The sequence below is a fragment of the Pseudomonas sp. A6 genome (assembly GCF_052367875.1).
Taxonomy (GTDB): Bacteria; Pseudomonadota; Gammaproteobacteria; order Pseudomonadales; family Pseudomonadaceae; genus Pseudomonas; species Pseudomonas citronellolis.
On sequence record NZ_CP198970.1, the window covers coordinates 506,447 to 519,389 of the forward strand.

The window sequence follows — 12,943 nt, forward strand, 5'->3', positions numbered from 1 at the left end:
TCAGGCCTCCCCTTTCAGACGCTCGGCCAAGCGCAAGGCGAGGGCGGCGAGGCTCAGGGTGCAGTTCACCGAGCCCACCGTGGGCATCACCGCGCTGCCGGCGATGAACAGGTTGGGATGGTCGTGGCTGCGGCAGTCGTGGTCCACCACCGAGTCGCCGGGATCGTCGCCCATCAGCGTGGTGCCGGCGATGTGGTTGTTGTTGGCGAAGCTGTCCTCGAACTGCACCTCGCTGCCGCCGAGCAGCCTGGCGGCATGGGCGTAGACCTCGCGGGTATGCGCCGCGCTGCGGCGCACGTAGTCGTCCATGGCGTAGGTGAATTCCGGCTTGGGGATGCCCAGGGCGTCGCGCTCGCTGGCGCTGGGCACGATGCGGTTCTGCGGGCGCGGGAGGATTTCGTGGAAGCTGTCGAAACGCACGAAGCGCGCGGCGCGGTCGCGGATCTGCGCCTCCAGTTCGCGGCCGAGCAGCAGAGGGCCCTGGCGGATCAGTTCGGCAGCCACCTGGTCCACCCGCGAGAGGTTCGACAGGTGGATCTTCTTCGCCGCGTACTGGCTGCGGAAGGCGCCGTCGCGGAAGCCGACCATCGAGGTCATCTCCTGCGGCCCGCGCCCGGGCCAGAGCTTCTCGCTGGCGTAGAAGCGCACCGCGGTGCCGGGGTGGTCCATGAGGTTGCGGCCGACCATGCCGGAGGCGTTGCCGACCTCGGACATCAGCATCAGCTTGGGCGTTTCCACGCCATTGGCGGCGAGCACGAAGACCTTGCCCTCCACCCGCGTCTCCTCGCCCTGCGGGTCCTTGCAGAGGGCGGCGACTATGCGTCCGCCATCGCCCTTCTCCAGCTTGAACACCACGCTGTTGTCCAGCAGCCGGGCGCCGGCGGCCTCGGCCTTCTCGACGTGGACGATACCGTTGTACATGGCGCCCACCGGGCAGATCGGCATGCAGTTGTTGTTGCCGCAGCAGGTTGGCCGGCCGTCGAAGGGGCGGCTGTTGCGCGCCACCGGCTCGGTGACCACGCGGTAGCCGTTGGCGTTGAGCACGTCCTTCACCCGCTGCTCGTTCCACGACAGCGGCAGCGGCGCCATGGGGTAGGCCTGGCTGCGCGGCGAGCCCAGCTCCTCGTCGGCCGGGCCCCAGACGCCGAGGGCCTCTTCCGCGCGCTGGTACCAGGGCTCCAGCTCCGCGTACTCGAACGGCCAGTCGCGGCCGACGCCGTACAGGCTCTGGAGCTTGAAGTCGCTGGGCAGGAAGCGCCAGGCCGAGGCCGCCCAGTGCCAGGTGGTGCCGCCGACCACCCGCAGGTACTGCACGTCGTAGGGGTGTTCGCCCTTCTGCACCAGGTAGTGGTTGTCCGGGTGGTACTGCGGGTGCGGCGCGTGGGCCATGGACGGGTAGGGCGCCTGGTTGTCGGACTTGTCGGCCTGGTTGCGGAAGCGCTCGACGATCTCCCAACGTGACAGCCGCGGGCCGGCCTCGAGGATCAGCACGTCCTTGCCGGCCAGGGCCAACTGGTGGGCGACCAGGGCGCCGGCGACGCCGGAGCCGACCACCACGTAGTCGGCGCTTTGCGTGTCGGCCATGCTCAGGCCCCCCGCTCGACCGGTTGCGCGGCCCAGAAGCCCGGCTGGTTGCTGCAGTAGCTGCGCGGCAGCAGCGCGTCGTCCACCGCGCGGAACATCAGCGCGCTTTCGTAGGCGACCACGCTGGGGTGGTCGTCCTCGCCCACGTAGCCCAGGTACCAGGCGGCGAGTATCTGCCGCGCCAGCCACTGCTGGCGCTCGCTCCAGCGCTGCGGGCCGTCGCCCAGGCGCGCCTGCAGCTCGCCCAGGCTCTGGGCGAGGGCGGTGTCGCGCTGCGCCAGGGCCAGGTACAGGCGCTGGCCGATGCGTGGGTCGAGGTTGCTGCGCCCGGTCAGGCGCTGCGACAGCGTCATGAAGATCGCCAGTTCCGCCTCGGCCTGGGGCGTCAGCGCGGCCCAGGCCATGGCCGCCGGGCCCAGCAGCAGGCCACCGGCCACGGCGCCGCCGCAGGCCATGGCCAGCAGGCGCCGGCGGGACAGGAAAAAGCGTGGCTGGTCTGGCATGCGGACCTCTCGTTCAACAGGCAGCGGCGGCCCGGGGCCGCGGCGGGATCACGGTGTCGTGGGGCGGGTCATGCCCGGCCTTCTGGCTTATCGTCGGCCCGCTCCAACCAAGGGTGGCGGTACGCGGGCCTGCCCCTTAGTATTGCGGCATCTCGCGATTCTGCAGGGCGAATGCGCCCGCGCCGAACCTCCGGCGTGCCTCGCGGACCTCTCTACGACACGGGTTTTCCATGAAACAGTACCTCGACCTGATGCGCCACGTGCGCGAGCACGGCACCTTCAAGAGCGACCGTACCGGCACCGGCACCTACAGCGTATTCGGCCACCAGATGCGCTTCGACCTGGGCGAAGGCTTCCCCCTGGTGACCACCAAGAAGTGCCACCTGAAGTCGATCATCCACGAGCTGCTGTGGTTCCTCAAAGGTTCGACCAACATCGCCTACCTGAAGGAAAACGGCGTCTCCATCTGGGACGAATGGGCCGACGAGAACGGCGACCTGGGCCCGGTCTACGGCTACCAGTGGCGCTCCTGGCCGGCGCCGGACGGCCGCCACATCGACCAGATCGCCAATCTGATGGACATGCTCAAGCGCAATCCGGACTCGCGCCGCCTGATCGTCTCGGCCTGGAACCCCGCGCTGATCGACGAGATGGCCCTGCCGCCGTGCCACGCGCTGTTCCAGTTCTACGTCGCCGACGGCAAGCTCAGCTGCCAGCTGTACCAGCGCTCGGCGGACATCTTCCTCGGCGTGCCCTTCAACATCGCCAGCTACGCCCTGCTGACGCTGATGGTCGCCCAGGTCGCCGGCCTGCAGCCGGGCGACTTCATCTGGACCGGCGGCGACTGCCACCTGTACGCCAACCACCTGGAGCAGGCCGACCTGCAGCTGAGCCGCGAGCCGCTGGCGCTGCCGACCATGAAGCTCAACCCCGAAGTGAAGGACCTGTTCGACTTCCGCTTCGAGGACTTCGAGCTGGTCGGCTACGAATCCCATCCGCACATCAAGGCGCCCGTCGCCGTCTAGGAAATCGACCGCAGGCTATTTCATTCGTAGCCTGCGGAATTCCTGTCGGAACTCTTCGCGAAACTAGACCGTTCTGAGCCAGAACGCTGCTCCGTGCCTTTCCACGCCTTCCATTCGCTCGTCGGTCCAGAGGTCGTTCAGCAACTGCATGCTCTCAGTGCAGTAGTAGAGGTAAACCAGGGGCAGTTCGATTTCCAGTCCTTTCATCCCACCCAGTAAGTAGCAGCACAGTAGATACTGTTCGTTGTAGAAGCGGTCCGCCCATTCGTTGGGATAGTCGAAGGGTAGGTAGATGTCATGTATGCCAATAGTTATGCCAGCACGCAGGGTGGGAAGTATCTCTGTGAAGAAGACCGTCACATCGGAGTTCTGGAATGACCGATGACTATTGTCGATGAAGAAGACGTCACCCTCTTCGAGTATCGAAAAGAAGTCGGTCTCCAGGTCCTCCAGTGGGGCCCTGACGACCTCGTCGCAAATGGCATCTATCTCGGCTCGCGGGCATGGATCGATCGAAATTATCCTGGTTTGCAGGTCATGATCCTTGATGGCCTGGCGGACGAACTTCGTCGAGTTGCCTGAACCGATCTCGACATAGTGGCGAGGGTTCTTCATGGCTGTATAGCCATATAGCGAAAGGGCATCGGCGCCTGGTAGCCAACCATTTATCCAGTTGGGGGCTTGCGGTCGGTTGGGCATGCAATCCCTTCTTATCTGGCAGAGTTGTTCCTTGAATTCTAGGAAGCCCTGCAGAGTGCTCTCTATCTTCAGTTGGTTTTCAAGGTGGTAGTTGTCAAGCAACTCTCTGATCCGAGAGCTTGCGAGGCTTTCTCTTCTCTTGGGGGTGTAATTCGAGTAATCGTTTATTATGACTTTATGTTCCATGGTTCTTATATATTCCAAGTGACTGGGTTGTTTTAAAGTTTCTGATCTTACAAGTGGTCCATGTAGGAGATTTCTATTTTTCCCTGTTCATAAGTTGATTATCGATCTTGGATTCGATGGGGCTTCGCCTTGCTGATGCGGAGTCGAACCTCCCTAATCACTCTGCAACTCCATTCACTAGGTGAATAAGTGTTTCGCCTGGCGGTATAGTATTTCGTGTTGATGAGGAGCGTTGCTATGCTGCAACGGCTGGCCGTCGCTTGGTGGCCTACGGATTTTCCGCAGTACAACGACAAGATCGGGGACCGTCATGCAGCCTTTCAGCTTCGCCACCACCGCGCAGATTCTTTGCGAGAGCGGTTCCGCCGCCCGCCTCGGCGCGCTTTGCCGGGAGCGCGGCGCCACCCGCGTGCTCATCGTCACTGACCCCGGCATCACCCGCCTGGGCCTGCTCGACGGGGTGCTGCCGGGCTTCGCCGCCGCCGGGGTGGCGGTGCAGGTGTTCGACCAGGTGCTGGCCGACCCGCCGGAAGCGGTGGTTCTGCAGGCCGCCATGCAGGCGCTGGAGATGGGGGCGCAGCTGGTGGTCGGCTTTGGCGGCGGCAGCTCCATGGACGTGGCCAAGCTGGTCGCCCTGCTGGCCCACCCGCAGGCCAGCCAGGCGCTGCCGGAGCTGTTCGGCGTGGGCAATGCCCGCGGCCCGCGGCTGCCGCTGATCCAGGTGCCGACCACCACCGGCACCGGCTCGGAAGTCACCCCCATCGCCATCGTCACCACTGGCGCCACCACCAAGAGCGGCGTGGTCAGCCCGCACCTGCTGCCGGACCTGGCCTTGCTCGACGCCGACCTGACCCTCGGCCTGCCGCCGGCGGTGACCGCGGCCACCGGCATCGACGCCATGGTCCACGCCATCGAGGCCTACACCAGCAAGCTGAAGAAGAACCCGCTGTCCGACCTGCTGGCCCGTGAGGCCCTGCGCCTGCTGGCGCGGAACCTCGATGCGGTGGTGCACGACGGCGCCAACCGCGAGGCGCGCCAGGCCATGCTGCTGGGCGCCTGCCTGGCCGGCCAGGCCTTCGCCAACGCACCGGTGGCGGCGGTGCACGCCCTGGCCTACCCGCTGGGCGGGCATTTCCACATTCCCCACGGCCTGTCCAACGCGCTGGTGCTGCCGGAGGTGATGCGCTTCAATGCGCCGGCCGCCGCCGCGCTGTACGCGGAACTGGCGCCGCTGCTGCTCGGCGAGCGCCTGCGCCCCGGCGACCGCGACGGCCTGGCCGGGCAGTTCATCGACGAGCTGGCGGACCTCAGCCCGCGCTGCGGCCTGCCTTCGCGCCTGCGCGACGCCGGGGTGCCGGAGCACATGCTGGTGCTGCTGGCCAGCGACGCCATGCAGCAGCAGCGCCTGCTGGTCAACAACCCGCGCGAGGTCGGCGAGGCCGACGCCCTGGCGATCTACCGCGCCGCCTACTGAGGACGACATGAGCGAACACCCCAGCCGCGCCGACTACCGGCACTTCCAGCCGATCACCACGCGCTGGCACGACAACGACATCTATGGCCACGTGAACAACGTGACCTACTACGGCTTCTTCGACACAGCGGTGAACACCTACCTGATCGAGCAGGGCGGGCTGGACATCCACGACGGTGAGGTGGTCGGCTTCGTGGTCAGCTCCAGCTGCGACTACTTCGCCCCGGTGGCCTTCCCCGAGCGTATCGAGGTCGGCCTGCGCGTCGGCAAGCTGGGCAACAGCTCGGTGCAGTACGAGCTGGCGGTGTTCCGCCAGGGCGAGGACCTGGCCTGCGCCGCCGGGCGTTTCGTGCACGTCTTCGTCGAACGCGCGGGCAACCGCCCGGTGCCGATTCCTGACGGCCTGCGCGAGGCGATGCAGGCGTTGCTGGTCGGTTGAGCTCGGGCCCACCGGGAACATTGTAGGAGCGCGCCCTACGCGCGAAATCGCGGACGGAGTCCGCTCCTACGTTGTTTTCTGGGTTATTCCCCTTCGGGCCAGCGCAAGCGCTGTTCGCGATGGAGCCGCGTCCCGCATTCGCGGGAGTGACGGGGTAAGAATCGTATTTTCCGACGTCATTCCCGCGAACGCGGGAACCCAATAGACAGCTGCTCCTACCGCACCGGCAGGCACGGCTTTTCGTAGGAGCGAGCTTGCTCGCGAACAGATTCCGCAGCGGGGGCTCATTCGCGAGCAAGCTCGCTCCTACGAAGAGCATTCCGGCGCGGCCTGCAAGGAGCACCCCGTAGGATGGGTTGAGCGAAGCGATACCCATCACCACGATGCCGGTGGGCCGAGGCCCTACCAACCCAGCGGGTAGTGGCGGATGCGGCAGGGTTTGGGGTTGCCGTCGTTCTTGCACGTGCCGTCCAGGTACTGGTAGCGCATGCGGATGCGCTGCCCCGGCTTCGGCCATTGCTTGCGCGGCACCATGCTCTGGTAGTCGGGGCTCTCCGGTTCAAACTCGATCAACTGGCCTGGGGGCGGGCACTCGGCATTGGCCGGCTGCGCCCGGGTCTGCAGCACGCGGGCGCGCAGCCCGGGGTAGGGCTGTGTGCGTATGCCGCTGATTTCCACCTCCAGGCGGCAGACCTGCCAATTGGCCGCCTGGGCGGAGGGCAGGGCCAGCAGACAGAGGGCGGGGCAGAGCAGGGCGGCGATGGCTTTCACGGGATATTCCTTGGCGCCGGTGAGCCAGGAAGCCTATACCAGCCGGGCGCTGTGCAGGGGCTTGTTCGGCATCTCTTCCTGCGGGATGACGGGAGCGGGGCGGGTTCGCGAGCAAGCTCGCTCCTACGGGCGTGTTCGCCCTGTGCCATGAAAAACGCCGTTTCCTCTAGGGGGAAACGGCGTTTTGTCTTGCTGTGCGACCGAAGGCTCAGTCGCGATGTTTGTGCCGGCGCTTGTGTTTGTGCTTGTGGCCGCTGTCGTGATGATCCTTGTCATCGGCCAGCGAGCTGCCCACCGCGCCGCCGGCAGCGCCGCCCAGGCCGGCGCCGATGGCTGCGCCGGTGGAGCCGCCGACCTTGTTGCCCAGCACCGAGCCGCCGGCCGCGCCCAGGCCACCGCCGATGGCGGCCTCGGTCTTCTTGCCGTCCTTGGCGCCCATGGCGCCGCCGGCCGCACCGCCGACGCCGGCGCCGATGGCCGCGCCGGTGCTGCCGCCCAGAGCGCCGCCGACGACGTTGCCCAGGGCGCCGCCCAGGCCGCTACCGACCGCCGCGTTGGTGTTGTCGCCGGCCAGGGCGTACTGGCTGGCGACCAGGCCGAGGGCCAGGGCCGAGAGAGTCTTGCGCATGTTCGAACCTTTGAGAGGGGAGAGAGTTGGAAGCATTGTTCCGAACGCAAAACAGCCGGACAAGCGTGTCCGGCTGAGCTGCGGGGTTTATCGTGGGGCGCCTGCCCTGGGTCAATCCCAGTGCTTGTGGCGGCGATGGTGCTTGTACCAGCCGCGATGACGGCCATTGTCATGCCAGTGGCGACGGTCGTCGTAGCGGGCGCGGCGGTAGCCGCGGTAGTCGTCGTCATCGTCGTGGCGGTTGCTGTCGGCATAGTGGTTGCCCAGGGCGCCACCGCCGCCGCCGCCCAGGGCCGCGCCGATCAGGCCGCCGGTGCTGCCGCCGATCTTGTTGCCGATGACCTGGCCGCCGGCCGCGCCGAGGCCGCCGCCGATGGCCGCTTCGGTCTTGTTGCCGCGGCGGGCGCCGACCGCGCCGCCGGCCGCGCCACCGACACCGGCGCCAATGGCTGCGCCGGTGCTGCCGCCGACCGCCTGGCCGACGACGGTACCCAATACCCCGCCCAGGGCGCCACCGACGCCGGCACGGGTGTCGCCGTCCGCGAAGGCGGAACCACCGACCAGCGCAAGAGACAACAGGAGCATCGAGGAGTACTTCATAGAGAGGTTCTCTGTGTGGATGTTGGCGCCGATGCTGCTGTTGTACGAAGGCGCTTACAAGCCTCTGCCGACGAGTGACGCGACTTTCATCAAAAAACGCAAGTATATGATTTAAGAACAGAACTTTTTCTATTTCGGGCTGTCAGAATGACATTCCGAGGGTATGAAATTCGCGTGTTTTTCTCACAAAATGCTGTTGCAATGATGGCATTTCACACGATGAGGAAAAAGGCGAAAGCCGATTCCTTGGACCGGCCTCGGCCCTTTCCCGTTGAATTTTCCGGATGAATGACCCGAGCGTACAACCATTCGAGGTCGTACGCCCGAGCAGCCTCAGAAGATGCGGCCGTCGTCCCGGGCGTTTTCCAGGCGCACCGCGACGAACTTCGAGGTTGGGGTGAAGCTGCCTTCGCCGTGGCTTTCCAGCGGCACCAGCGGGTTGGTCTCCGGGTAGTAGGCGGCCGCCTGGCCCTCCGGGACGTCGAACGCCAGCAGGGTGAAGCCGCTGACCCGCCGTTCCACGCCATCGTCCCACAGGGAAACCATGTCCACCTTCTGCCCGGGCTCGAAGCCCAGCCGGCGGATGTCCGCCTCGTTGGCGAAGACCACCTCGCGCTGGCCGCGCACGCCGCGGTAGCGGTCGTCCAGGCCGTAGATGGTGGTGTTGTACTGGTCGTGGGAGCGCAGTGTCTGGAGGATCAGGTGCGGGCGCTCGCCGGTGCGCCGCACCTGCTCCGGCAGCAGGTCCTCGGGCAGCGGCGCGGCGCTGAAGTTGGCCAGGCCGCTGGCGGTGTTCCAGCGCCGCTCCCGGGCTGCGTTGCCCAGGTAGAAGCCGCCCGGGTGCTTGACCCGCTGGTTGAAGCCGGCGAAGCCGGGGATGGTGTCGGCGATCAGCTCGCGGATGCGGTCGTAGTCGGCGATCAGCGCGTCCCAGTCCACCGGGTGGTTGCCCAGGGTGGCCTTGGCCATGCCGGCGATGATCGCCGGTTCCGAGCGCATCTGCGCCGAAAGCGGCTCCAACTGGCCAAAGGAGGCGTGGAGCATGCTGAAGGAGTCTTCCACGGTCACCGCCTGCGGGCCGCCGGCCTGGCGGTCGATGTCGGTGCGGCCGAGGCAGGGCAGGATCAGAGCGTCTTCGCCGCAGGTCAGGTGGCTGCGGTTGAGCTTGGTGCTGATGTGCACGGTCAGCGCGCAGCTCGCCAGGGCGCGGTGGGTGCGCGGGCTGTCCGGGGTGGCCTGGGCGAAGTTGCCGCCCAGGCCGATGAACGCCCGCGCCTTGCCTTCGAGCATGGCGTTGATGGCTTCCACGGTGTTGTGGCCGTTGTGCCGCGGCACCTGGAAGGCGAAGCGTTTCTCCAGGGCATCGAGCAGCGCCGCCGGCGGCCGGTCGTTGATGCCCATGGTGCGGTCGCCCTGCACGTTGCTGTGGCCACGCACCGGGCACAGGCCGGCGCCGGGCCGGCCGATGTTGCCGCGCAGCAGCTGCAGGTTGACCACTTCCTGGAGGGTCGGCACCGAATGGCGGTGCTGCGTCAGGCCCATGGCCCAGCACATGATCACGCGCTCGGCGCGGCGGTACATGGTCGCCGCCGTCTCGATCTCGGCCAGGCTCAGGCCCGACTGGCGCTCGATGGCGTCCCAGGCGGTGGCGTCCAGCTCGGCCAGGTAGGCCTCGACGCCATGGGTGTGTTCGGCGATGAAGGCGTGGTCGAACACCGCCGGCTCGCCCTTGGCCTGGGCCTCGCGCTCCCACTGCAGGAGGAACTTGGCCATGCCGCGCACGGCGGCCATGTCGCCGCCCAGGGCGGGGCGGAAGAACGCGGTGTTCAGCGGCTCGGAGCCGTTGGTCAGCATCTCCAGGGCGTGCTGCGGGTGCTGGAAGCGCTCCAGGCCGCGCTCCTTGAGCGGGTTGAAGGCCACCACCTGGGCGCCGCGCTTCACCGCCTCGCGCAGTGGTTCGAGCATGCGCGGGTGGTTGGTGCCGGGGTTCTGGCCGAACACGAAGATGGCGTCGGCGTGCTCGAAGTCGTCGAAGGTGACGGTGCCCTTGCCGACCCCGACGCTTTGCCCCAGGGCCACGCCGCTGGCCTCGTGGCACATGTTCGAGCAGTCGGGGAAGTTGTTGGTGCCGAAGGCGCGGACGAACAGCTGGTAGAGGAAGGCCGCCTCGTTGCTGGCCCGGCCGGAGGTGTAGAACTCGGCCTGGTCGGGGCTTTCCAGGCTGTTCAGGTGCTTGGCCACCAGGGCGAAGGCCTCGTCCCAGCTCACCGGCACGTAGCGGTCGCTGGCGCGGTCGTAGCGCATCGGCTCGGTCAGCCGGCCCTGGTACTCCAGCCAGTAGTCGCTCTGCTCGCGCAGCGCGCTGACGCTGTGGCGGGCGAAGAAGGCGGCGTCCACGCGGCGCTTGGTGGCTTCCCAGTTCACCGCCTTGGCGCCGTTCTCGCAGAACTTCACCCGGCCGTCCTCGGGGGAGTCGCCCCAGGCGCAGCCGGGGCAGTCGAAGCCGCCGTTCTGGTTGGTCTTGAGCAGCGCGCGCAGGTTCTTGAACGGCTGCTTGCTGTCCAGCCAGAAGCGCGTGACGCTGATCAGAGCGCCCCAGCCGGCTGCCGGGCCCTTGTAGGGTTGGTAACGGGGGTTGATCGGTTGCAGGCTCATCGGGATGTCGGGTGTCGGTGGGAGGCCGGCGCCGGGCTGTAGACCCGCGGCGCGTTGTGGTGGGGGAGGTGGACCAGGTTCAGCCGGTGCCCGCGCGCCCACTCGACGGTGAGCGCGCTGGGCGCGGACAGGCTGACCAGGGTGGCGATGCCGGCGCGCACGGCCTTTTGGATCAGCTCCAGGCTGCAGCGGCTGGTGACCACCGCGAAGCCCTCGCGGCAGTCCAGGCGTTGCTGCTTGAGCGCGCCTATCAGTTTGTCCAGGGCGTTGTGCCGGCCGATGTCCTCGCGGCACAGGACGATGCTGCCGGTGCCGTCGACATAGAGCGCCGCGTGCAGCGCGCCGCTGCGCTGCGCCAGGCTCTGCGCCTGGTCGATACGCTGGCGCAGGCCCTGCAGGTGGGCCGCCGGCGGCAGCGGCGCCGGCTCCAGCGGGCGCAGTTCGGGCAGCGCCTGTTCCAGCGCCTCCACGCCGCACAGGCCGCAGCCGCTGGTGCCGGCCAGGCGCCGGCGCAGGCGCTTGAGCGCCCAGAAGGCGCGGTTGGTGATCTGCACGTCGACGCTGATGGCATCGGCGAGGCGCTTCAGGCGGATGTCATAGATGTCGTCGATGGACTCGACCAGGCCGGCGCTCAGGCTGAAGCCGCGGACGAAATCCTCGAGGTCGCCGGGCGAGGCCATCATTACGGCCTGGCTCAGGCCGTTGTAGGCGATGGCCAGGGCCACTTCCTCGGCCAGTACGGCGCTGCCGGAAGCGGGCCCGCTGCCCAGTTCGGCATAGGCGTAGGCGCCCTCGGCTGCGGCATCCGCGGGCGCCGGGCGATCTGGCTGGCAAGGCATGGGGTGGGCACTGTATTCGAATAATGGCCCCAGCCTAAGCCTGGGGGCCGAGGGTGTCTAATCGGCTGCGCCTATGCCTTGATCGATGGCGTCTATCACGAGGCTGGGCGGGGCGTTCCGTCGGTTGCCGCCGGCTTTCGGACAACTCCTATCGTTGTCTCCCCGGGTGGCGTCTAGACTTCCTGGCGGCGCGGGCGGCCTGGAGCCGGCCGCTGGAAACCGTAACCGCAAGGAGAAAGGACATGGGCATTCTGTCATTCGTTAAGGAAGCCGGTGAGAAACTGCTGGGCGGCCTGCTGGGCGACAAGGCGCAGGCCGCCGATTCGCTGAAGGAGCACGTGGCCAAGGTCGGCCTGGGCAACCCGAACATCCAGGTCAGCGTCGAGGGCGACAAGGTGATCGTCAGCGGCGAGGCGGCCAGCCAGGAAGAGAAGGAGAAGATTCTCCTGGCCCTGGGCAACGTCGAGGGCGTGGCCGGCGTCGAGGACAGCATCAGCGTGCCCCAGGCGGCGCCGGCGGCGCGCTTCGTGACGGTGAAGAAGGGCGACACCCTGAGCGCCATCGCCAAGGCCGAGTACGGCAACGCCAATGCCTACATGAAGATTTTCGAGGCCAACAAGCCGATGCTCAGCCACCCGGACAAGATCTACCCGGGGCAGGTGCTGCGGATTCCGGAGTAAGGCTACAGCACCCGTAGGAGCGGATTTATCCGCGATAGCCTCTGGGCTCCCGCGTTCGCGGGAGTGACGGGATCAAGATTCGTATTTTCCGACGTCGTCCCCGCGAACGCGGGGATCCAGAGACTCTGACACCAGGCCTCCCTTGTAGGAGCGCGCCTTGCGCGCGATTCGCGGGCAGGGCCCGCTCCTACAGGTCCTCGATCAGGCTGCGGTAGTCTTCCACCGCCGCGAATTCCGCCGTGTCCTTCGCCCCCTGGCGGCTGTCCGGCTGGCGTACTGCCAGCAGGTGGGCCACGCCGAAGGCGCAGGCGCTGCGCAGGATCGGCAGGCTGTCGTCGATGAACAGGCTGCGCGCCGGCTCGAAGCCGAAGTCGGCGCGCAGGGCCTGCCAGAACTGCTGGTCTTCCTTGGGGAAGCCGTAGTCGTGGGAGCTGATCAGGCGGTCGAACCAGGGCGCCAGCTCCACCCGCTCCAGCTTCAGCGACAGCGAATCGCGGTGCGCGTTGGTGATCAGCGCCACGCGCTTGCCGGCGCGGCGCAGGGCGGCGAGGAAGGTGTCGGCGTCCGGGCGCAGGGCGATCAGGTGCGCCACCTCGCGCTTGAGGTCGCGGACCGGCAGCTTCAGTTCGCGGCTCCAGAAGTCCAGGCAATACCAGTTGAGCTGCCCGGCGTTGTCGCGGAACAGCGGCAGCAGCTCGGCGTCGGCCTGCTCGCGGCTGATGCCGTGGTGCTCGGCATAGCGCTGCGGCAGGTGCTCGAGCCAGAAATGGTTGTCGAAGTGCAGGTCGAGAAGGGTGCCGTCCATGTCCAGCAAGACGCTGTCGATCCCGGCCCAGTCCAGGCGTGGCATGCTCTGCCCT

Annotated in this window: 13 protein-coding genes; 4 read left to right on the plus strand and 9 right to left on the minus strand. The window is 67.2% G+C overall.

The window, feature by feature from the left end; genetic code table 11:
* Both ACTWJ5_RS02240 and ACTWJ5_RS02245 read right to left on the minus strand, forming a co-directional pair.
* Window positions 1-1,584: a GMC family oxidoreductase gene (locus tag ACTWJ5_RS02240; RefSeq protein ID WP_444437387.1), complete on the minus strand. Its 1,584-nt coding sequence runs from the start codon at window positions 1,582-1,584 to the stop codon at window positions 1-3.
* A 2-nt stretch (window positions 1,585-1,586) separates the two neighbouring features.
* Window positions 1,587-2,087 (minus strand): sugar dehydrogenase complex small subunit, encoded by a 501-nt coding sequence (locus ACTWJ5_RS02245; RefSeq protein ID WP_444437388.1) that lies wholly within the window; start codon window positions 2,085-2,087, stop codon window positions 1,587-1,589.
* A gap of 230 nt (window positions 2,088-2,317) precedes the next feature.
* Here ACTWJ5_RS02245 and ACTWJ5_RS02250 point away from each other — a divergent pair, with 230 nt between their 5' ends.
* Window positions 2,318-3,112, plus strand: a complete 795-nt coding sequence (locus ACTWJ5_RS02250; RefSeq protein WP_249918082.1) for a thymidylate synthase — start codon at window positions 2,318-2,320, stop codon at window positions 3,110-3,112.
* A 63-nt stretch (window positions 3,113-3,175) separates the two neighbouring features.
* On the opposite strand, the gene ACTWJ5_RS02255 is transcribed toward ACTWJ5_RS02250, so the two are convergent.
* Window positions 3,176-3,997: a class I SAM-dependent methyltransferase gene (locus tag ACTWJ5_RS02255; protein WP_083426723.1), complete on the minus strand. Its 822-nt coding sequence runs from the start codon at window positions 3,995-3,997 to the stop codon at window positions 3,176-3,178.
* A 310-nt stretch (window positions 3,998-4,307) separates the two neighbouring features.
* On the opposite strand from ACTWJ5_RS02255, the gene ACTWJ5_RS02260 reads away from it, so the two are divergent.
* A complete protein-coding gene (locus tag ACTWJ5_RS02260) occupies window positions 4,308-5,471 on the plus strand; it encodes an iron-containing alcohol dehydrogenase (protein ID WP_444437389.1) in 1,164 nt (387 codons plus the stop codon).
* Window positions 5,472-5,478: 7 nt separating this feature from the next.
* Window positions 5,479-5,910 (plus strand): acyl-CoA thioesterase, encoded by a 432-nt coding sequence (locus ACTWJ5_RS02265; protein WP_074977929.1) that lies wholly within the window; start codon window positions 5,479-5,481, stop codon window positions 5,908-5,910.
* A 402-nt stretch (window positions 5,911-6,312) separates the two neighbouring features.
* Here ACTWJ5_RS02265 and ACTWJ5_RS02270 read toward each other — a convergent pair whose 3' ends face one another.
* From ACTWJ5_RS02270 to fdhD, 5 genes are all read right to left on the minus strand, one after another.
* Window positions 6,313-6,681, minus strand: a complete 369-nt coding sequence (locus ACTWJ5_RS02270) for a hypothetical protein (protein ID WP_444437390.1) — start codon at window positions 6,679-6,681, stop codon at window positions 6,313-6,315.
* A 208-nt stretch (window positions 6,682-6,889) separates the two neighbouring features.
* Entirely contained in the window at window positions 6,890-7,309 is a 420-nt protein-coding gene (locus ACTWJ5_RS02275; RefSeq protein ID WP_043314000.1) for a glycine zipper domain-containing protein, read from the minus strand.
* A gap of 111 nt (window positions 7,310-7,420) precedes the next feature.
* The gene (locus ACTWJ5_RS02280; RefSeq protein WP_074977927.1) at window positions 7,421-7,909 is read right to left on the minus strand and encodes a hypothetical protein; all 489 of its coding nucleotides are present in this window, start codon (window positions 7,907-7,909) and stop codon (window positions 7,421-7,423) included.
* Window positions 7,910-8,242: 333 nt separating this feature from the next.
* Complete coding sequence (locus ACTWJ5_RS02285) at window positions 8,243-10,564, minus strand: FdhF/YdeP family oxidoreductase (protein ID WP_444437391.1); 2,322 nt, start codon at window positions 10,562-10,564, stop codon at window positions 8,243-8,245.
* Complete coding sequence (gene fdhD / locus ACTWJ5_RS02290; RefSeq protein ID WP_261747125.1) at window positions 10,561-11,403, minus strand: formate dehydrogenase accessory sulfurtransferase FdhD; 843 nt, start codon at window positions 11,401-11,403, stop codon at window positions 10,561-10,563. The genes ACTWJ5_RS02285 and fdhD overlap by 4 nt, the downstream gene beginning before the upstream one ends.
* 242 nt (window positions 11,404-11,645) lie before the next feature.
* Between fdhD and lysM the strand changes: the two genes are divergently transcribed.
* Entirely contained in the window at window positions 11,646-12,083 is a 438-nt protein-coding gene (gene lysM, locus ACTWJ5_RS02295) for a peptidoglycan-binding protein LysM (protein ID WP_043269560.1), read from the plus strand.
* A gap of 187 nt (window positions 12,084-12,270) precedes the next feature.
* Here the strand turns inward: lysM and yrfG are convergent, their stop codons facing one another.
* Window positions 12,271-12,933: a GMP/IMP nucleotidase gene (gene yrfG / locus ACTWJ5_RS02300; protein ID WP_444437392.1), complete on the minus strand. Its 663-nt coding sequence runs from the start codon at window positions 12,931-12,933 to the stop codon at window positions 12,271-12,273.
* Window positions 12,934-12,943: the final 10 nt, after the last annotated feature.

Excerpts from the sequence above, each read along its gene's own strand:
- ACTWJ5_RS02240 (WP_444437387.1), bottom strand. The coding sequence starts at position 1,584 with ATGGCCGACACGCAAAGCGCCGACTACGTGGTGGTCGGCTCCGGCGTC.
- ACTWJ5_RS02245 (WP_444437388.1), bottom strand. The coding sequence starts at position 2,087 with ATGCCAGACCAGCCACGCTTTTTCCTGTCCCGCCGGCGCCTGCTGGCC.
- ACTWJ5_RS02250 (WP_249918082.1), top strand. The coding sequence starts at position 2,318 with ATGAAACAGTACCTCGACCTGATGCGCCACGTGCGCGAGCACGGCACC.
- ACTWJ5_RS02255 (WP_083426723.1), bottom strand. The coding sequence starts at position 3,997 with ATGGAACATAAAGTCATAATAAACGATTACTCGAATTACACCCCCAAG.
- ACTWJ5_RS02260 (WP_444437389.1), top strand. The coding sequence starts at position 4,308 with ATGCAGCCTTTCAGCTTCGCCACCACCGCGCAGATTCTTTGCGAGAGC.
- ACTWJ5_RS02265 (WP_074977929.1), top strand. The coding sequence starts at position 5,479 with ATGAGCGAACACCCCAGCCGCGCCGACTACCGGCACTTCCAGCCGATC.
- ACTWJ5_RS02275 (WP_043314000.1), bottom strand. The coding sequence starts at position 7,309 with ATGCGCAAGACTCTCTCGGCCCTGGCCCTCGGCCTGGTCGCCAGCCAG.
- ACTWJ5_RS02280 (WP_074977927.1), bottom strand. The coding sequence starts at position 7,909 with ATGAAGTACTCCTCGATGCTCCTGTTGTCTCTTGCGCTGGTCGGTGGT.
- ACTWJ5_RS02285 (WP_444437391.1), bottom strand. The coding sequence starts at position 10,564 with ATGAGCCTGCAACCGATCAACCCCCGTTACCAACCCTACAAGGGCCCG.
- fdhD (WP_261747125.1), bottom strand. The coding sequence starts at position 11,403 with ATGCCTTGCCAGCCAGATCGCCCGGCGCCCGCGGATGCCGCAGCCGAG.
- lysM (WP_043269560.1), top strand. The coding sequence starts at position 11,646 with ATGGGCATTCTGTCATTCGTTAAGGAAGCCGGTGAGAAACTGCTGGGC.
- yrfG (WP_444437392.1), bottom strand. The coding sequence starts at position 12,933 with ATGCCACGCCTGGACTGGGCCGGGATCGACAGCGTCTTGCTGGACATG.